Genomic DNA, 19265 nt, shown 5'->3' on the forward strand with positions numbered 1-19265 from the left:
TGCGCTAGTTTGGTTTCGTGGATCTGGACTTCACACGCGCGGAGCAGGAATTCCGGGCCGAGGTGCGAGATTGGCTGGCCGGGCACGTGCCCGTGGCCCCGCTGCCCTCGATGGACACCAGGGAGGGGTTCGAGGCGCATCGCGAATGGGAACGCCTGCTCGCCGAGGAGCGGCTCTCGGTGGTGTCCTGGCCGGTCGAGTACGGCGGGCGGGCGGCGAGCCTCGTCGAATGGTTGATCTTCGAAGAAGAATACTGGGCGGCGGGCGCCCCCGGCCGGGTCAGCCAGAACGGCATCTTCCTGCTGGCCCCCACGCTCTTCTCCCACGGCACGGCACGGCAACGGGAACGGTTCCTGCCCCCGATGGCCAGGGCCGGCGAGGTCTGGGCCCAGGCGTGGTCGGAGCCGGAGGCCGGCAGCGACCTCGCCGCTCTCGCCTCCCGCGCCGAGCGGGCCGAGGGCGGCTGGCGACTGTACGGGCAGAAGACCTGGAGCTCCCGGGCGTCCTACGCGGACTGGGGCTTCGGGCTCTTTCGCACCGACCCCGCCTCGGCCCGGCACAGGGGCCTGACCTACTTCATGTTCCCCCTGGACGGTGTCGCCGTCCGCCCGATAGCCCAGCTCGACGGGGAGCACGGGTTCGCCGAGATCTTCTTCGACGGCGTGTTCGTCCCCGACGATCTGGTGCTGGGGGCTCCGGGCGAGGGATGGCGGATCGCGATGGCCACCACCTCCTCCGAGCGCGGTCTCACCCTGCGCAGCCCTGGCCGGTTCCTCGCGACGGCCGACCGGCTGGTCCGGCTGGCCCGGTCGGCCGACACCGACCCGGCCCTCGCCGACCAGGTGGCGCGGGCCTGGCTGGACGCCGAGTCCTACCGGCTGCACACCTTCGGCACCGCCCGCAGGCTGGCGGCGGGGGAGGAGATCGGCTCCGCGTCCAGCATGGGGAAGGTGTTCTGGTCCGAACTGGACGTGCGCATGCACACCCTCGCCCTCCGGCTGCTCGGCGAACGCGGCCTGCTGGAGCGTGGGGCCCCCGACGCCGAGGAGGGCGGTCGCTGGCTGGACGGCTTCCTGTTCTCCCTGGCCGGTCCGATCTACGCCGGCACCAACGAGATCCAGCGGAACATCATCGCCGAACGCGTCCTGGGGCTGCCGCGATGAACTTCGCATTCACCGACGACCAGCTCGCCCTGGCGGCGACGGTCCGGGACGTGCTCGGGGCCCACTGCCCGGCCGGGGCCGTGCGAAGCGAGCGCACCCCCGCCTGGCCGCAGCTCGCCGAGATCGGGCTGTTCGGGCTGCTGGTCCCGCAGGAGTACGACGGCCTCGGCCTGGGGCTCGCCGACGCGGTCCTTCCCTTCGAGGAGATCGGCCGGGCCGCGCTGCCCGGCCCGGTCGCCGAGACCGCCGTGGCCGCCCCCCTGCTGCTGGCCGGAGACCCGGTGTCGATCAAGCTCGCCGCCGGCGACCTGCGGGTGAGCGTGCGGATCGGCGACCAGACCTACCTGCCCGACGCCGACCTGGCCGATCTGCTGATCGTGGAGCGCGGGGGCGTGCCGTACGCCGTCCGGCCCGACGCGGCGCGGCTGACACCCCAGCCCGGGGTGGACCGGACGAGACCGCTGTTCGGCGTGGAATCGCGGGAGGCGATCCGGCTGCGGGCCGAGATCACCCCGGCGGTCCGCGCGGTGACGGTCGCGGTGTCCGCCCAGCTCGTCGGTCTGGCCAGGCACCTGCTGGACACCACGGTCGGCTACGCGCGGACCCGACGGCAGTTCGGCGGCCCGATCGGGGCGTTCCAGGCGGTCAAACACCGGCTCGCCGAGGTCGCCGTCGCGGTCGACTTCGCCGCGCCCGTGGTCTACGCCGCCGCCCTCGCCGTGGACCGGGACGCGCCGACCGTGGACCGGGACGTCAGCGCGGCCAAGGCCGCGGCGGGTGAGGCCGCCGAGCTGGCGGCGGGGACCGCCCTGCAGGTGCACGGCGCGATCGGCTACACCGACGAACTCGACCTGCACCTCTGGCTCGCCCGGGTGTGGTCGCTGTCGGCCGCCTACGGCGGGATCGCCCTGCACCGCGCACGGCTGCGGGCCGCGATCCTCGGGACCGCCGCACCGGGGAGGTGGCCGTGACCGGTACGTGGCGGGACACCGGGCGGGGAGGGCGGAGATGAGGTTCGGCGTTCCTCTCGGACTGCTCCATCCGGACGCCTGGCGGGATGTCGCGGTCGCGGCGGACGAGCTCGGCTTCGAGTCGGTCTGGCTGCCCGAACACCTGGTCTTCGCCACGGACCTGTCGCTGGCGCGCTATCCCGGAACCGGCAGACCCGGCATCTCGCCGGTCACCCCGCTGTACGACGCCCCCGCCTACCTGTGCTGGCTGGCCGGGCTGACCTCCCGGGTGCGGCTGGGCACCGCGGTGCACCTCTACGCCCTGCGCCATCCCTTCGTCTCGGCGCGGGCCTTCGCAACGCTGGACCGGGTGTCGGGCGGCAGGGCGATCTGCGGGGTCGGCGCCGGGTGGTACGAGGGGGAGTGGAGGGCGGCCGGGGTGGACTTCGGCACCCGGGGAGCCCGGCTGGACGAGGCGATCGAGGTGACCCGGCGGCTGTGGTCGGAGCCGGTCGTCGCGCACGAGGGGCGCTTCTACGGCTTTCCCGAGGTCGCCTTCGAGCCCAAGCCCGTCCAGGAGCGGCTGCCGATCCTGGCCGGAGGCGAGTCGGACGCGGCCCTGAGACGGGCCGCCCGGCTCTGTGACGGCTGGATCAGCATGCCGCACTCTCTGGAGACGATCCGTCCCCGGCTCGACAGGCTCGCAGGGCTTCGCGACGACCGCCCGTTCTCGGTCACCGCGCACGCCTACGAACTCACCGGCCTCGCCGAGATCCCCCGGTGGGAGAGGCTCGGGGTGGATCGGATGATCGTCCGGCCCTGGCGCCGCGGCCGCGACGCCGTCGCGGGTCTGGCGGCCTTCGCCGCCGACTGCCTCCCGACCGGCTCTCCCTGAATCGGACCCCGCCGTCGAGACCCGCCGGGACCCGCCGTCGGGACTCGCCGGGGACCCCGTCAGGTCGGGACCCGCCGGGGACCCCGTCAGGCAGGGCCGTCGAAGCCCGACTTCCGCGCGCTCAGACCGGCACCCGTGCCCGGCGGCGGCCCCGATAGCCGTCGGGTACCAGGGCGTCGGCGGGCGCGGTGGCGAGCGGCCCGGTCGGGATGGTCGTGCTGACCACGGGTTCGGATCGGCGATGGCGCCGGCCGCGCAGGGGCGCGTCCTGCACGAAGGTGGAGGACTCGACCACCGGACGCTCGCGGAGGCGGCGCCTGCCCTGATAGGGGGCGCGAGGGCCGTCGTGGCGCCGGTTGGCCGGGCCGCTCTCCCCGCCACGGGCGGGACCTGTCGTCCCGATCCTGCCGGGACGGAAGAAGTCGTCCCGGCCGGTCTCCCCGGCGCGGGCGAGACTGGTCCGGATGGCCTCCTCCGCCCGCGCGAGGCTGGCCTGCTCGGCATTGGTGAGGGTGACCAGGCCGGCCTCTCCCACCAGGCTCGCCAGGGTGCTCTCCTCGACGGGGCCCGTCAGGACGGTCTCCTCGACGCGAGACGTCAGGGTGGCCTCTCCGACCTGGCCCGTCAGGGTGACCTCCTCGACGAGGCCCGCCGGGACGGGCTCCCCGACGTGGGCGAGCGGGGTCGTGACCGAAGGGAAATCGGCGGTCGCGGCCTGCGGGAGCGTGGTCTCCGGGACGGTCTCCCGAATGATCCGGCTCTCCTCGGCGAGGACGGGCGCGCCCTTGGTGATCCGGCGGCGTCCGGGGGCCCGGCGACGACCCGGGGTGCGGCGCGACGGGCGGGCGGGCGCGGCCTCCCCCTCGGCGAACGCCAGCCGTACCCTCGACTGCTTGGTCTTGGCGTGGGCGAGGATCGCGACCGCGGCGAGCAGGACCGGCGCGAGCACGGCGGGGGTGCCGAGCTGGGGAACCTGCGGGGACAGGCCGCTGCTGAGCGCGGCGGGGGTGGCCGCGATCGCGTTGGTGTCGGCGGTGGCGGGCTTGGCGTGCTTGCCGGGTGTGGTGGTACGGCCGGCGGAGATCTGGGACTGGGCGGGGGTCTCGACGACCTTCGGGGTGCTCTCCGGCGTGGCCTTGGCCTGCTGCCTGTCCGTGGCGGGGGACTTGGCGTGCTTGGGGCCGGGCTTGGTGTGCTTGGCGCGGACCCCGGCGGAGACGGGACTCGTCGCCGTGTCGGTCTCCCTCGAAAGGCCGGGCGGAGGGACCATCGCGAGCAGGTTGGGCGCGGGGTCGAGCGCGACCGAGTTGTTCGCCTGGATGTCGGCGCTGGTGATGACCGTCTGCTTCTGGGTCGCTTCCCTGTCCAGCCGGGCCTTGACCTTCTCGGGGTATCCGTAGCCGACGACCTTGCCGGTGTCGCGCTCCTTGCGCTTGGCGACGCCGCCGTCGATGTTCCCCTCGATCGTGTGGATCGTCCTGCCCGTCACCTTGGTGACGATCCCCACGTGGTCGATCTTGTCGATCTTCTTCGAACCGCTCCAGTCGAAGAAGACGATGGCTCCGGGCTCGGGGGTGGTGCCCCAGGCGTCCTGCTCCTTGAACCACTCGGCGTGGTAGACGGTGTAGGCGAACTGCCCCACCCAGTCCTCGTAGCCGAGCTTGTGGGCCGCCCACGACAGGTACATGTCACACCAGGGGGCCGCGGTGTAGTCGGCGTCCACCTCGACGTCGTTGCCGTACCAGTGGCCGAACTTGGTGTAGCCGCCGCTCTTCTCGGAGTACCCGAGCTCGCTCTCCAGTAGTTCGATGAACTTCTGCATCTCAGGGGTCATAAAAGGTTTCGCGACCCCCGGCAGCCATGGAGACATGGTCGCGCCGCCCTCGCAACCCGGCTACCGGGAGACGGGTTGAGCGATGGCGCGTGCACGCGGACCGATCCGGGGGGACGATCGTGACGCGTGTGGCGGCACCATTGGTCAGTTGTCTTCCGTGACCTGGGAGGCTACCCGGAAGAAGCCGAAGGTCAAGACGAGATAAAGAACACACCAAGGGATTGCCGCCTCACCTGATCGACAAAAGCCGACGTCAGCCCCGTTATAGGGATTTTTTCGGACTAAACCGGTCAAACAAAAAATCTTGCCGCTGTCCGGGTCGAGGGCCCTGGAACGAGACCGAATGCGGTTCTGTAGAACGTGTTCTAAGGTGAGTTCATGACCACCGATCTCGCCCCCGCCGAGGACGCCGACGCCGTCCTGGCCGCGCTGGCCGTCCTCACCCAGCAGGCCCGCGACCTGGTCGACGCGGTCGTGCTGACGGACGTGCCGGAAAGCGAGATCGCCGCCGTCACCGCCGAGCTGGCCGTGCTCACCCGGCGCCTGCGCGCCCGCCACCGGGACTCTCCCCAGCCCTTCGAGCTCGGCCCCGACGGCCTGCCCCGGCACGCGGGCAACGCCGTCACCGGCTCGGCCAACCCGCACGCCCTCCCGCTGGTCGTCCAGACCACCCCGGAGCGGACGGCCCGCGCCGAGCTGAGCTTCCGCCCCACCCACGAGGGGCCGCCCGCCTCGGTCCACGGCGGGATCAGCGCCATGATCCTCGATCACATGCTGGGCCACGCCGTCGCGGTGGCGGGCGTCGCCGGGATGACCGCCACCCTGACGCTGCGCTACCTGCGCCCGGTCCCGTACGGCGAACCGCTGGTGGCGACCGCCGAGCACACCCGATCCGAAGGCCGGAAGGCCTGGGCGGAGGGACGGATCGCCCTTCCCGACGGCACCGCGCTGGTCGAGGCCCTCGGGCTGTTCGTCACACCCCGGACGTGGGCGGACGGGTCCGGGGGCCGATCTCCTTCCAGCTGAAGGGATAAATAGGTATGGGAGTAGGTATTTACCCCGTTCTGACCTTCTTTTGTCGGAGGACATGCTGATCGAGTCGGTAAGGCTCCACCGCAGCCAGCAAAGGATCGAAGGTACGACCCATGTGTCAACATCAACCTCCGTGCCCGCCCGCAGACGCGCCTGATCACGAGGCCGCCTGCCTGGTGGCCTTCCACCCGGAGCAGGGATGGGGACTCCTCTGCAACGGTGTGGTGGTCTTCGACGACACCGGAGGACTCCTGCCCGACGGGCGCAGCACCCCGGTCCACTGCCACGCCTAGGAGCCGTCGGCCCTCAGACGCCGGCCCTCAGAGGCAGGGGAAGGGCCGCCGTCGGTGTCCCGCTCCCGCTCGCCGATCCAGACGGCGATCTGGGCGCGGGAGTGGAAGCCGAGCTTGTTCAGGATGTGCTCGATGTGCCCCTCGGCGGTGCGCTGGGAGATGACCAGCGAAGCCGCGATCTCCTTGTTGCTCAGCCCCTGGGCGACGAGCCGGGCGATCTCCGTCTCCCTGCGGGTCAGCGGTGACGGCCGCTCGGCCTCCCCGGAAGGCTCGCCACCGGGCGCCTCCTCTTCGAGGGCGAGGGCAAGCGCCTCCTCATAGGGAATGCGGGCACCGCGCCGGACGGCCGCCTCGAAGGCCGGCTCGCCGAGCGCCTCCCGGGTACGGGATTCGCACTCATCGTGATAACGGGCCATGTGTCCGAATCCGGACAGCGGCGCCCCGGTCTCCCGCCAGACGGTCTCCAGGATTCCCAGCAGCATGGCCGCCTTCTCGTACTGCTCCCGGGTGGCGGCGATCCAGGCGAGCACCTCCAGATTGGTCCCGGCGCCCATCGGATCGTCGAGCGAGCGGTTGAACCTCAGGCTCTCCATCTCAAGCTCGACCGCGCGTCGGTCATCGCCCTGACCCCAGACCGCGATGCCGAGCGCCATCATCGTGTATGCCCGGTGCCAGCCCTCTCCACGGGCCTCGCACATCGCGAGACCCTCCTCGGCGGCGGAGACGGCGCGTGCGAAGTCGCCCCGGAAAGAGTGGGTGAGGGAAAGCCGGATGAGCGCCAGTGCCAGGCCCGTCGGATCACCGGTGGCGCGGTGCCGGGCGGCCGCCTCCTCGTAGAGCGGGACCGCCGACTCGACGTCCCCCCGATACATGGCGATCATCCCGGAGTAGAGGGCGACGTAGGCCAGGACCGGCTCCTGCCCCGGCCGCTCCCCGAGCGTTCGGGCCTCCTCCAGCATCGCCGCGGCCGAGTCGACATCGGCCTGGAGGATGGCCAGCCAGGCGCCGGCCCACAGCGCCCGGGCACGGGCCTCGCCCGGTTCGGTGACGGCGCGAAGCCCTCTGTCGAGCCAGCAGCGTCCCTCCCGGAGGTAGAAGCTCGTGATCCAGTGGTAGAGCAGATCGGTGGCCATGTCCAGACCGGTCGCGGCCTCCTGCGGTTCGGCGAAGCAGTGCTCCAGGGCGGCGCGCAGGTTGGCGTGCTCACGCCGTAGCCTGCCGAACCAGAGCACCTGGCCGGGGCCGAACCGCTGCGCACGCGCCTGCGCCGCCAACTCCCGGTAATAGTCGCGGTGTCGCCGCTGCAGCGCCGCCTCCTGGCCGGACGCCACGAGCCGCTCCCGGCCGTAGTGCCGGATCGTCTCCAGCAGCCGGTAGCGCGCCGCCGAGGGGTACGACGGGTGGTCGTCCCTGATCAGGATGGACTTGTCCACCAGCCCGATCACCAGGTCGACGACCTCCTCGCGGGTGAGTCCGTCTCCGGAGCAGACGACCTCGGCCGCCTTGAGGTCCAGGCCGTCGGAGAACACCGAGGTGCGCGCCCACAGCAGCTGCTCCTGCTCGGTGCACAGGGCGTGGCTCCAGTCGAGCAGCGCGCGCAGCGTCCGCTGGCGGGGCAGCGCCGCCGGCGATCCCGCGGTGAGCAGCCGGAACCGGTCGTCCAGCCTGGCCAGCAACTGCTCGACGGACAGCGCCCGCAGCCGCACGGCCGCCAGCTCGATCGCGAGCGGGATGCCGTCCAGCCGGCGGCAGATCCGCTCCACGGCGTCCCGGTTGGCGACGGTGAGGGCGAAATCCGGCAGGACGGCCCGCGCCCGTTCGACGAACAGGCGTATCGCGTCGCACTGCGCCAGCGACTCGATGGACGGCTGAGGGGCCCCGGGGTCGGGCATCGGAAGCGTCGGCACGGGCAGCGTCTGCTCGCTGGCGATGCCCAGGGCCTGACGGCTGGTGGCGAGGACCTGTACGGCGGACGCGGAGCGGGCCAGCGTTTCGACCACCACGGCGCAGTCGTGCAGCAGATGTTCGCAGTTGTCCAGGACCAGCAACGCCTGCCTGTCGCGCAGGTGATCGACGAGCACCTCAAGGGGAGGCCGGGAGGAGTGGTCCCGGATCGTCAGGGCCTCGTTCACCGACGGCACGAGCAGTTCCGGATCATCGAGCCCGGCGAGATCGACCAGCCACACGCCGTCCCGGAAGGCCCGCTGCACGTCGGCCGCCACCCGCAGGGCCAGCCGGGTCTTCCCGACCCCGCCCACTCCGGTGAGGGTCACCACGCGCGCCCCGGACAGCAGACGCTTGGCCTCGGCCACTTCGTGCCGACGCCCCACGAAACTGGTCACCTCCGCCGGCAGGCCCGCTGCCCGCCGCCGCTTCGAGGTGGTCGATGTCATCACATTCATCAGCGCCTCGCGCCGGTCGCGCCCCAGTCGATCACCATGCGCTGGAATCGGTCCAACGTAATCAAGGTTATGTCCAGACCGTTTTCGACGCGCTTCCGCATCGCGGTGAACGCCGATCGCCGGCGGTGAGGGGGAGCCACGCCTCGGCGGCCCGCTCCCGACCGGCGTTCGACGGCCGGTCCTCAGCGGAGGGCTGTCAGCGACGGGTTCTCGGTGGCGGGTTCTCGGCGGTGGTCCTCAATAGCCGGCCCCCGTGAGCATGCCGCCGTCCACCGTGAACTCGCTGCCGGTGCAGTAGCTCGCCCGGTCGGAGGCGAGGAAGGCCACCACGTGGGAGACCTCGACCGGTTTGGCGAAGCGCTTGATGACCATGGACTTCAGGAACGCCTCACCGTCCACCTCGGCCGCGATCTCCGGGTCCACCGCCATGGAGGTGTTGATGGCCCCGGGGTGGACGGAGTTCACCCGGATCTTGAAGCGGGCGAGTTCGCGGGCCGCCGCCTTCGTCACGCCGCGCACGCCGAACTTGGAGGCGGCGTAGGCCGACAGGCCCTCGGCGCCGATGAACCCCTCGACCGAGGAGATGTTCACGATCGAGCCCCGGCCGGCGGCCTTCATGGGCTCGATGACCGACTTGACGCCGAGCCAGGTGCCCTTGAGGTTCACGTCGAGGACCCGGTCGTACTCATCCAGCGTCATATCCGCGATCCGCCGAAATTTCAGGATTCCGGCGTTGTTGACCAGGACGTCAAGCTTGCCGTACGTCTCGACGGTCGTGTTCACCGCCCGCCGCCAGTCCTCCGGCCCCGTCACGTCCTGGTGGACGAACACCGCCCCGGTGGCCTCCGCGAGCGCCTTGCCCTCGTCGTCGAGCACGTCGCCGAAGACGACCCGCGCGCCCTCCTCCAGGAACAGGCGCACGTGGGCTTCGCCCATGCCCCGAGCCCCGCCAGTGATCAGGGCCACCTTGCCGTCCAACAGACCCATCTCAAGCTCCTCGCGTGAAACGTTTGGCGGCGGCGACGGCCACGGCGGCCGCCTCCATCGAACGATAGACGGGGATTCCGGCACCGGCCGCGATCGCACGGACCTCGTCCTCGACTCCGGGCGGCGCGCACTCGCCGTTCCTGGTGACCAGGGTGACCCTGACGCCGGGCAGGTCCTCCTGGGCGCGGGCGAGGTTGCGGGCGCAGGCGTACAACGGCTCGGCCGAGGTCCCGTAGGTGAAGAAGCTCTGCACGTTCACGTGGGCGACGACGTCCGGGTACGGCCGCCGCGCCACGATCGCCGCGATGGCCTCCCGCACCAGCTCAGGACGGCCCCGCGGTCCCACCGGGATCTCCAGGGGGTTGGCGAGGGAGCTGCCCACCCCGATCCCGAGGGCCTTCAACCCGTCTCGCGCGTCCTGCGGCAACGCGTCGAGGGAGAGTCCGGCGGCGTCGAACGCGTCGGCCGCCAGGACGCCGGCTCCGCCGCTCGGCCCGATCACCAGCACCGCGGAGCCGGCGCCCCCGGCCGCTCCGGTCGCCGGGCGGGTCTCGGAGACGAGAGCGCGCGCCGCGCCGCCCGCCGGCGCGGTCAGACGGCCCGCGTGGGCCTGGAAGAAGGTCAGGACCCCGATCAGGTCGTCCTGCCCGGTGACCAGGGTGACGCCGGCCTGTTCGGCCAGTGCCCGCCAGACACGGTCGTCGCCGACCAGACCGCCGGTGTGGGAGACGGCGGCCCGCCGGCCCTGGACGCTCCGGCCGCCGACCAGCAGGACGACGGGCAGGCGTCCGCGCACGGACATCAGGGACTCGAACAGGGCGCGCCCCTCACGAGGGTCCTCCAGGTACATGCCGACGACCGAGGTGTGCTCGTCGGTGGCCAGCCAGCGCAACAGCTCGGCCGGGGTCACATCGGCGGAGTTGCCCACCGTGGCCACCCGGCTGAACGCCAGCCCGCGCCGCTCGCCGACCTTGACGACCTCCCCGGCCAGCCCGCCGCTCTGCGAGATCAGCGCCACGTGCCCGGGTGGCCCCGGCTCGCCGCCGACGAACGTCTGACCGCCGCGCGGGCTGTAGACGCCCATGCAGTTCGGGCCGAGCAGCCGCGTCCCCGCCTCCCTCGCCGCCCCGATCAGGTCGGCCTCCAGGTCCGGTGCGCCCGCCTCCCCGAACCCGCCGCTCATCACCTGCACGAACGGGATGCCGGCCGCCTGCCGTACGACCTCGGCGCACCGCCCGGCGGGCACGGCCACCAGCGCGTAGTCGGCGTCGGCGTCGGCCAGCGTCGGTACGGCGGGCACCCCGTCGATCTCGTCGGCCTCCGGATGCACCGCGACCAGCGGCACGCCGGTGGCCCGGTAGAACTCCAGGAACATGTTCCCGAAGTTCGGCCTGCCGGTGGACGCCCCCACCACGGCCACGGCCCGCGGCTCGAACAGAGCCGTGAAGTCGGTCCGCGCGACCGGGCCGTCACCCGTGTCGCCTCCGGCGGGCCGTTCGGGCCGCCCACCGCCGTTTCCCCCCGACGCCGGTACGGCGGGGCGGTCCCCGGCGGGTTCCGTCACGTCCGAGGCGCGGCCGGCGGGCAGGTAACGGGCGTCGACCGCGATGACGCCTCGCTCGGTGGCGATCACCGGGTTGAGTTCGAACTCGCCGAGCTCCAGCCGCTCCCACAGCCCGCCGTCGCCGCCGATCGCCAGGAGCAGCCGTACCAGGGCGTCCAGGTCCACCGCGGGGCGGCCGCGATAGCCGTGCAGCAGCCGGGCGCCGCGCAGGGAGGCGAGCATCCGCCGGGCGTCGGCCTCGGAGACCGGGCACAGGCGCACCGCCGTGTCGCGCAGGGCCTCGGTCCAGACGCCGCCGAGCCCGGTGAGCAGGACGGGCCCGAAACTCGGGTCTCGGACGACGCCGACGATCAGCTCGGCCCCCGCCGCGGCCTGCTCCTCGACCAGGAACCCGTCCGGGGTGATGCCCTGCGCCAGGAGTTCGCGCAGCATCCCGGCCGCGGCCTCGGCGGCCTCGGCGGGGTCGCCGAGTGCCAGCCGTACCGCGCCGGAATCCGACTTGTGCACCAGCCCGGGTCCGAAGGCTTTGAGCACCAGCGGCGGGGTCAGCCCGTCGGCCGCCCCGGCGACCTCCTCGGGGGAGGCGGCCGTGGCGCCGCGCGGCACCGGCACACCGGCCTCCCGCAGCAGCGCCTTGACCTCGTGCTCGGGGAATGCGGTCGCCGTCGCCGACAGGTCGCGTCCGTTCATGCCCCCTCCACGAGGTGCCGGTACCTCTCCCGGATCTCGCGGCGCAGCAGCTTGCCGGGTCCACCGGAGGCGTCCTGGAAGTGGGGAAGCTCATCGGCGACCACGACGCGGTCGGGACGCCGGTGGGCGGGCAGCGACTCGGCGAGCGCGATCGCGAGTTTCGACGGGTCGAGCGAATGCCCCGAGCGGGCGACCACCGCGAGCAGGATCTTCTGCTCGACCGCCTCCTGGCCGTCGACGTGCGCGGGCACACCCACCACGCCGGCCTCGGCCACGCCGTCCAGTGCCGTCGCGGCCTCCTCGACCGCCGAGGGCTGCGACCATACCCCGCCCTTCAGGATCGCGTCCTCCCGGCGCCCGAGCACGGTCAGGTTGCCGTCCTCGCCAAGGACGCCCAGGTCGCCACCGACATACCACTCGCCGTGGAGCACCTCGGCGGTTCTGCCGGGGAGCCGGTCGTAGCCCGCCATCCGGTGCGGTCCGGCGAGGTTGATCTCCCCGATCTCGCCGACCACCCGGCCGCCGGACGGCCCGGTGATCCGTACGGCGTTGCCGATCCTCGCCCTGCCGGAGGAGCCGAGCGGCGTGCTGCCGTCGTCCACCCGGCCGAAGCAGGTGTAGGGGGCCTCGGTCTGGCCGTAGTAGCAGTAGACGCCGGCGTCCGGCAGCCGCTCCCGCATCCTGGCCAGCAGCGCCGCCGGGAGCGGCTCGCCGCCCAGCATGATGACCCGCAGGGACGACAGGTCCACCCCGGCGTGGTCGTCGGACCCGAGCAGCGCCGCGTAGAACGACGGGATCTGCGATACGTGGGTGACTTTCTCGCGGGGGACCACCTTCAGGAAGTTCGCCGGCCCCCAGTCCTGCTCCAGCACCAGGCGCATGCCCGCGTACAGGGCCGGTCCGACCAGCGCGGGGAAGCCGATGCCCCAGATGATCGCCCCGGTGCCGAGCACCGAGTCCTCGGCGCGCGGCACGTCCGTCCAGATCCGTGCGGTCGCCAGTGACGAGGCGTGCGTGTGGACCACCGCCTTGGGCAGGCCGGTGGTTCCCGAGGTGTAGTAAAGCGCGAGTGGGTCGTCGCCGGAGCCCTCTGGCGCGAACTCCTCGTCCGGGGCGCCGGCGGTCAGCGCGTCCAGGTCCACGGCCTCCTCGCCGGGGCCGCCGACCTTGATCCAGCTGGTCACATCGGGCAGCCGCGGGCGGATCCCCGCGACGACCTGCTCGACCGTGGAGTCGTAGACGAAGGCGGTGGCACCGGAGTGCGCGACGACCTCCCGCAGGGTGTCCACCGGCCAGTACGGGTTGAGCGCCGCGGTGACCGCGCCCAGCTTGGCCGCCGCGAGATAGACCTCGGCCACGTGCAGCGTCTCGTTGAGCAGCGCCGCCACCCGCCGCCCCGGCTCGATTCCGGCCGCCGCCAGGGCATGGGCGCGCCGGTCGACGATCCGGTCGAGCTCGGAGTAGGTGAAGCCGCGCTCGCCGCAGTAGGTCAGCGCGACCTTGTCGGGAGTGCGCAGGGCGTTGGCGGTGAGGACGGCGTAGGCGTAGTTGCCGTAGGGGGATCGCGCCATTGTGGCCTCCGGCCAGAGGGGGGAGTAGAGGACGCAGAGGAACAGGCAGAGGACGCAGAGGGGTGAAGGACCGGCGGGAAGGGACGCCGGAGGAGAGGGAGAGGGTGCCGGGGGAGGGCGTCAAGGCAGGGACGGAGAGGCGTCAGAGGGGATCAGGCGTCAGAAGGGATCAGAGGGAGGCGGTGTCAGAGAGGACCAGAAGGGATCAGAGGACGGAGCGGAGGACGGCGTCAGAGGTCAGAGGAAGGAGCAGAGGTCAGAGGGAGGAGTAGAGGACGAAGACGTTGCCCGACGGGTCGCGGAGGACGGCTCTGATCTCGTGCGGCCCGGTCTCCGGCTCGCGCACGATCTCCGCGCCCGCCCCGGTCAGTTCCTGTACGGCCCGGGCGAGGTCGCCGACCTTGTAGGACGGCGCGGTGACCTCTCCCGTCACCCGTTCCCCGGCCGCGACCAGCGCGACCGTGGCGCCCCCGCCGTCCAGGGCCGCGAATCGGTCGCCGTCGCGGAAGCGCACCGCCAGGCCGAGCGCGTCCGAGTAGAAGGCGATCGCCTTGTCCAGGTCGTCCACGGGGATCAGGACATTGCCGAGCTTGCTCATGTCGGTCTCCATTGCGGTAGGTCGTCGATGAAAGTGACGCACACCGGCATGCCGATCCGCACCCGCTCCGGTGCGCAGTCCACCACCCGCCCGAACGCCCGAGCCCCTTCGGGCAGGTCGATCCAGGCCAGCACGTACGGCTCCCGCCCCTGGAACTCCGGCACGAAGGAGCGGTGCACCACGGTGAACGTGTGCACACGACCCACCCCCGATACGGGCTCGTAGGGCAGGTCGGCGCCGCCGCAGTGGGGACATTCGGGAGCGGGCAGGTGCACCCGCCGGGCGCAGGCCGTACAGCGTTGAATGACCAACTCGCCGCGACGGCAGGCATCCCAGTAGGTGAGCGTGTCACTGGTCATCGATCGCCAAGCTAGCGCACGCTTGGTTCGCTCACAAGGGTGTCGCCGCCCGTGGATCCGTCCGGGGCCGGCTCGCCGTCGGCGGGCTGCTCGGCTCCGGAGGGAGTCGGATCCGGTGTGCACGCGGGGAGTGGGAGTCTCATCTCGCGGGAGTGCGCGCCGCTGCCGGGAACGGTGGTGAGCGTCACCACCCGATGGACGTATCCGCCGTACCCGCTGCATCCGGGCGGCATGGTGAACCTCACGACGGCCTCGCGCACGTACTCGGTCAGGCCGGACAGCTCCAGCACCTGGGTGCCGCCGGTCTGCTCGCCCTCGCCGCCGATGACCTGTTGGGTGAATCCCAGCTTCACGGTCACCGCCGAGGGGCCGCCGGTCCGCACCCGGAAGCGGACCGTGGTGCCGTCGAAAGAGGTGATGTCCACGCTCTTGACGGAGGGCGACGGGCACGGGCCGCCCTTGACCTCCACCGTGCGGCTTCGCGGCCCGCCGGTCGCCTGCGGCGAGGTGGAGACCGTGACCCGCCGGTAGAGGGTCTGCCCGCAGCCCGGAACCGTGAAGGCGTGCGGGACGGTGGGGGAGTAGGCGTCGGCCCCGGCGAGGGTGAAGCTGCGCGGGGGCGCCTCGGTGAGCCGCTCGCGGTCCTGTCCTTCGGCGAACCCGACGGTCAGCACGACGCCGGCCGTGGTGGATGCCCGCAGGGCGACGGTGGCGCCGCTCGCGTCGATCCCGGCGATCGTCAGGCCGCTGACCGCGTGCGCGGGTGGCGGTGTCACGGGGAAGGGAGCGGGGAGGGTGGGGCTCGGTGCCGCCGGGGGAGTCCTCGACGGGTCCGGGGTGGGCCGAGCCGGGCGGTTCGTCGAACGGTTCGGGCTGGCACCCCGCGCGGAGGGCGTGACCTGATCGGCGGTGGCGTGTCGCGACGGCCCGGAGGTGGTGACGGGCTCGGGCGGTGAGGGCGCCGTGCCCTTTCCTGCGGGCTTCCTCATCGAAGGCTCGCTCTCGGCCGCGGAGGACTCCGGCCCGGGAGTGAAGACCGTTCCGGCGGAGAGCCGGTCCGATGCCCGGCCGGCGGAGACCAGCCCGGCGGTGACCGCGACGGTGATCACGGCCGCCGCGGCCATGACCCGGGGGCCGGGCCGGGGGCGGCGTATCCCGCCCATGCGGCCGATCACGCTTCGCGCGACCGGGGTGCCCGCCCTCGGTGCGGGCTTGGCCAGCGGGAACGTCAGCGCCAGCAGGGTGGCGAGCTCGGCCAGGTGCCGGCGCCCGCGCTGCTCCCACTCCGGCCCGTAGGCCGACAGCGCGGCCGCCTCCAGCTCCGCGATGAACGCGTGGGCTGTCGGCGGGCGGTCCGCGGGATCCTTGGCCATGCCCCGGGCGACCAGCTTCCGCACCGAGCTCGGCACCGCCTCCACCGGGATCGGTGCCGTACGGTGCCGGTGCATGAGCGTGGCGGGGTGGTCCGCCCGGTACGGCGCGCGCCCGGTGAGGCACTCGAAGAACACGCACGTCGCCGCGTAGATGTCGCTCGCCGAGTCGGCCGGTCCTCCGGCCCACCGCTCGGGCGCCATGTAGTGCGGGGTGCCCGCCGGCACGCCCGCCTCCCCTGTCGGGGCGGCGATGCCGAAGTCCGTCAGCTTGCCGGTGCCGTCCGCCTGGATCAGCACGTTCTCCGGCTTGTGGTCACGGTGCGCGATCCCCGCGGAGTGGGCGGACGCCAGGCCCGCCAGTGAGCCTTTGAGCACCGCCAGCGCCGCCTCGGGGCTCGTGGTGCCGTGGTCGGACAGGACTCTCCTGAGTGCGACGCCGTCCACCAGCTCCATCACGATCGCGGCGTCGAGCACGTCCTCGTAGTACTCGTAGAACCGGACCACGTTGGGGTCGCGCAACTCCACCATGATCCGCGCCTCCTCGCGGAAGCGGGCCAGGAACCCGTCGTCGCCCTTCAGGGTCGCGTTCAGGTATTTGAGGGCCACGTAGGCGCCGGTGGGGGTGTAGGTGGCCAGTACCACCCGGCCGCCGCCCCCGACGCCGAGCTCTCGCACCTCGTGGTAACCCGGAACCATCCAGTCCCCCTCCGAGCGCCGTCACTTGTTCGACGGTCTCACCCCCGTGATCGGTTGTCACGGTTCGCGAATTTTGCCAGAGAGTGCCGGAGTGGCCGCGCCGGACCGGCGGCCGGTCGCGTGTTAGGCTCTGGCCGATGACCAAGCAAGCGCTCGGGTGTCTGGAGGTCGAATGCCGGTCGATCTGGGATCGCTGGTCGCACCGGGGCACAGCGCGGTGCTGGTGATGGAGATGCAGCGCGGCGTCGTCGGTGATCTAGCGAGATTTCCGGATCTGGTGGAGGTGTGTGCGCGGCGCGACGTGGTGGCCAACGCCTCCCGCGTCCTGGCCGCGGCCCGCTCGGCCGGGATCCCGGTGATCCACTGCACCGCCGCCTTCCGCGCAGACCGGGCCGGTTCGCACACCGCCAACTGTCCGTTCATCACCGCCCTGCTCAAAGATCCCGCGCACATGCTGGAGGGCACCGGCGCGATCGAGGTCCTGCCCGCGCTGCTCGACCCCGGAGACCTCGAGTCGCGCCGCTACCACGGGTTCTCGCCCTTCACCGGAACCTCGCTGGACGCGACCCTGCGCTCGCTCGGCGTCTCGGCCGTCGTCGCCGTCGGGCTCTCCCTGAACCTCGGCATCCCCGGCCTCGCCCTGGAAGCCGTCAACCTCGGCTACCGGGTGGCGGTGGTGACCGATGCCGTGGCGGGGGTCCCCGACGACTACGCGCGGGCCGTACTCGACAACACCGTCAGCCTGCTGGCCGCGCGGGTGGCCGCCACCGACCTCGTGGAGATCTGGAGATGATGGAGGGACTGAGGCTGGACGGCCGCACCGCGGTGGTGACCGGGGGAGCCGGTGCGATCGGCGCGGCCATCTGCCGCGACCTCGCCTCGCTCGGCGCCCGGCTCGTCGTGGCCGACATGGACGAGGAGGGCGCCGCCACGATCGCCGACGAGCTGAACAGCGAGTCGCTGGGGCTGGGCACGAGGGTCGGGGCGCCCAGCGGGCCGCGGGCGCCGGCCAGGGCACTGCGGGTCGATCTGGCCGATCCGGGGTCCATCGCGGAGTTCTGCGGGCATGCCGAGGCGGCGGACATCCTGGTGCACAACGCCGGCGTGTCGATCGTCGAGCCGTTCGTCGCCAGCGACCCGGCGGCCTGGGACCTGATGTGGCAGGTCAACCTGCGCGGCCCGATGTTGCTCACCCGGTTCCTGCTGCCCGGGATGACCGAGCGCGGCCGGGGGCGTCTGATCTTCATCTCCTCCGACGGCGCGCGGGCCGGGTCGGGCGGCGAGGGCGCCTATGCCGCCACCAAGGCCGGGCTGTTCGGCCTGGCCAAGACTCTCGCCCGCGAGGCCGCCCGGGCCGGCGTGACCTCGAACGTGATCTGCCCGGGGCCCACCGACACCCCGATGCTCCGCCGCGTGGCGGCCGAGAAGCCGGAACTGGTGGACAGGCTCGCCCGGAGCGTTCCGCTGCGCCGCCTCGGCACCCCCGAGGACGTGGCGGGCCTGGTCGCCTACCTCTGCACCGACAGGGCCGCCTACATCACGGGCCAGATCCTGTCGGTCAGCGGCGGCATCACGATGCATTGAGGCTAGAGGGAGGCGTAGACGGCCTCGGTCAGGCGGTGGGCGCGCAGGCTGCCCGAGACGGCGTTGGCCATCTTGTTCATCGTGTAGCCGATGCCCAGGCCGTGTTCGACGTCGCCGAGACCCAGGAACCCGCCCATGCCGGTGTGGCCGAAGGCGGACTCCGCGCCCCTGGCGGGGGTCAGGAAGGTCATGGCCGGTCGCATGTATCCCAATCCGAAGGAGCTGTCGATGACCAGCACGCGGTCCGGGCCGCCGACCCGCCGCCGCAGGGCGTCGCGCAGGGTCTCCGGGCGCAGGATCCGTCCGGCGACCAGGTCGCGGTAGAACCCGGCCAGGCCCCGCGCCGTGGCGACGGCCCCCACGGCCGGCCAGCCCGAACGCATGATGACCGGATGGTTGGCGCCGCCCTGCAGCCGGTGGATCGGCGGGTTGCCCAGCGCCCGGTTCATCAGGCTGTCCCTGTCCAGCGCCGCCCTGGACATCTCCGTCAGCGGGTCGCGCGTGACCGGGGCGGCGCTCTCGGGAGCGGCGGGCCCGGGCCGTTGGAGGCTGGTGTCCGCGTGGCCGGAAGGTCGCGGGGTGTCCACGGGATCGGGGGGCTTGGGACGCTCCCCGGCCGACAGCCGCGCCGCCCGCGCCGCCACGCCGTCCGGCGCGCCGAGCCAGAGTTCGAGCCCCATCGGCCCGGCGATCTCGGCCGCCACGAACTCGCCGGCGGACTTGCCCGAGACCCGGCGGATCACCTCGCCGAGCAGGAACCCGTACGTCAGCGCGTGATAGCCGTGCGCGGTGCCCGGCTCCCAGATAGGTCTCTGGCCGGCCAGCCGGTCGGCGATGGCGGCCTGGTCCTCGAACTCCTCCACCGGGACCGGCTCCTCGATCACCGGCAGCCCGGACTGGTGGGTGAGCAGGTGTTCGACGGTGACCCGATCCTTGCCGCCGCGGGCGAACTCCGGCCACACGTCCGCGACCGGCGCGCCGACGTCGAGCAGTCCGCGCTCGGCCAGCAGCAGCACCGCCGTCGCGGTCACCGCCTTGGTGCACGAGTACGTCAGCGCCGGAGTGTCACGCTCCCAGGGCCGCCCGCCGCGCCGGTCGGCGACCCCGCCCCACAGATCCACGACCGGCTCGCCGTCAAGGAATACCGCGAACGCCGCGCCCAGCTCCTCGCCGCCGGCGAAGTGCCCGTCGAACACCTCGCGCACCCGGGAGAACCGGGGATCGCACTGCCCGTGAACCACCGTCATGACCCGTCCCTATGAAAGTGAGCACTT

At 72.5% G+C, this 19265-nt stretch carries 16 protein-coding genes; 7 read left to right on the plus strand and 9 right to left on the minus strand.

All coding sequences use genetic code 11. From position 1 onward, the window contains the following. Positions 1-17 precede the first annotated feature (17 nt). The 3 genes from ACQPYK_RS10820 to ACQPYK_RS10830 are packed head-to-tail and all read left to right on the plus strand — an operon-like array spanning position 18 to position 3008. Positions 18-1163 carry an acyl-CoA dehydrogenase family protein gene (locus ACQPYK_RS10820; protein ID WP_433253715.1) on the plus strand — a complete coding sequence of 382 codons (1146 nt, stop codon included), beginning with the start codon at positions 18-20 and terminating at the stop codon, positions 1161-1163. Further along, on the plus strand, positions 1160-2134 hold the full coding sequence (locus ACQPYK_RS10825; RefSeq protein ID WP_433253717.1) for an acyl-CoA dehydrogenase family protein: 975 nt from the start codon (positions 1160-1162) through the stop codon (positions 2132-2134). The genes ACQPYK_RS10820 and ACQPYK_RS10825 overlap by 4 nt, the downstream gene beginning before the upstream one ends. Before the next feature lie 37 nt (positions 2135-2171). After that, entirely contained in the window at positions 2172-3008 is an 837-nt protein-coding gene (locus ACQPYK_RS10830; protein ID WP_433253719.1) for a TIGR03619 family F420-dependent LLM class oxidoreductase, read from the plus strand. 121 nt (positions 3009-3129) lie between these two features. Here the strand turns inward: ACQPYK_RS10830 and ACQPYK_RS10835 are convergent, their stop codons facing one another. After that, positions 3130-4830, minus strand: a complete 1701-nt coding sequence (locus tag ACQPYK_RS10835; RefSeq protein WP_433253721.1) for a CHAP domain-containing protein — start codon at positions 4828-4830, stop codon at positions 3130-3132. Between the two features lie 390 nt (positions 4831-5220). Between ACQPYK_RS10835 and ACQPYK_RS10840 the strand changes: the two genes are divergently transcribed. Both ACQPYK_RS10840 and ACQPYK_RS10845 read left to right on the plus strand, forming a co-directional pair. Further along, a complete protein-coding gene (locus tag ACQPYK_RS10840; protein WP_433253723.1) occupies positions 5221-5868 on the plus strand; it encodes a PaaI family thioesterase in 648 nt (215 codons plus the stop codon). Positions 5869-5987: 119 nt separating this feature from the next. Continuing rightward, the gene (locus ACQPYK_RS10845; RefSeq protein WP_433253725.1) at positions 5988-6167 is read left to right on the plus strand and encodes a DUF5999 family protein; all 180 of its coding nucleotides are present in this window, start codon (positions 5988-5990) and stop codon (positions 6165-6167) included. Here ACQPYK_RS10845 and ACQPYK_RS10850 read toward each other — a convergent pair. The 7 genes from ACQPYK_RS10850 to ACQPYK_RS10880 all read right to left on the minus strand — a co-directional run bounded on the left by ACQPYK_RS10850 (position 6164) and on the right by ACQPYK_RS10880 (position 16407). Next, positions 6164-8560 (minus strand): ATP-binding protein, encoded by a 2397-nt coding sequence (locus tag ACQPYK_RS10850; protein ID WP_433253727.1) that lies wholly within the window; start codon positions 8558-8560, stop codon positions 6164-6166. The genes ACQPYK_RS10845 and ACQPYK_RS10850 overlap by 4 nt on opposite strands. A gap of 246 nt (positions 8561-8806) precedes the next feature. Further along, positions 8807-9556: a glucose 1-dehydrogenase gene (locus ACQPYK_RS10855; protein WP_433253729.1), complete on the minus strand. Its 750-nt coding sequence runs from the start codon at positions 9554-9556 to the stop codon at positions 8807-8809. Position 9557: 1 nt separating this feature from the next. Further along, on the minus strand, positions 9558-11810 hold the full coding sequence (locus ACQPYK_RS10860) for an acetate--CoA ligase family protein (protein ID WP_433253731.1): 2253 nt from the start codon (positions 11808-11810) through the stop codon (positions 9558-9560). Continuing rightward, entirely contained in the window at positions 11807-13381 is a 1575-nt protein-coding gene (locus ACQPYK_RS10865) for an AMP-binding protein (protein ID WP_433253733.1), read from the minus strand. Before ACQPYK_RS10865 ends, ACQPYK_RS10860 begins: the two co-directional genes overlap by 4 nt. Before the next feature lie 256 nt (positions 13382-13637). Next, the gene (locus ACQPYK_RS10870; RefSeq protein ID WP_433253735.1) at positions 13638-13979 is read right to left on the minus strand and encodes a VOC family protein; all 342 of its coding nucleotides are present in this window, start codon (positions 13977-13979) and stop codon (positions 13638-13640) included. Beyond that, positions 13976-14338, minus strand: a complete 363-nt coding sequence (locus ACQPYK_RS10875; RefSeq protein WP_433253737.1) for a Zn-ribbon domain-containing OB-fold protein — start codon at positions 14336-14338, stop codon at positions 13976-13978. The genes ACQPYK_RS10870 and ACQPYK_RS10875 overlap by 4 nt, the downstream gene beginning before the upstream one ends. Before the next feature lie 11 nt (positions 14339-14349). After that, complete coding sequence (locus ACQPYK_RS10880) at positions 14350-16407, minus strand: protein kinase domain-containing protein (RefSeq protein WP_433253739.1); 2058 nt, start codon at positions 16405-16407, stop codon at positions 14350-14352. Positions 16408-16579: 172 nt separating this feature from the next. Between ACQPYK_RS10880 and ACQPYK_RS10885 the strand changes: the two genes are divergently transcribed. Together ACQPYK_RS10885 and ACQPYK_RS10890 are read left to right on the plus strand one after the other, a co-directional pair. Then, complete coding sequence (locus ACQPYK_RS10885) at positions 16580-17200, plus strand: cysteine hydrolase (protein ID WP_433253741.1); 621 nt, start codon at positions 16580-16582, stop codon at positions 17198-17200. Continuing rightward, entirely contained in the window at positions 17200-17991 is a 792-nt protein-coding gene (locus ACQPYK_RS10890) for an SDR family NAD(P)-dependent oxidoreductase (RefSeq protein WP_433258762.1), read from the plus strand. The genes ACQPYK_RS10885 and ACQPYK_RS10890 overlap by 1 nt, the downstream gene beginning before the upstream one ends. Positions 17992-17993: 2 nt before the next feature. On the opposite strand, the gene ACQPYK_RS10895 is transcribed toward ACQPYK_RS10890, so the two are convergent. Then, a complete protein-coding gene (locus ACQPYK_RS10895) occupies positions 17994-19238 on the minus strand; it encodes a serine hydrolase domain-containing protein (RefSeq protein ID WP_433253743.1) in 1245 nt (414 codons plus the stop codon). Positions 19239-19265 lie beyond the last annotated feature (27 nt).

The organism is Streptosporangium sp. CA-135522 (genome assembly GCF_050949235.1).
In the GTDB taxonomy this organism is placed as follows: Bacteria; Actinomycetota; Actinomycetes; order Streptosporangiales; family Streptosporangiaceae; genus Streptosporangium.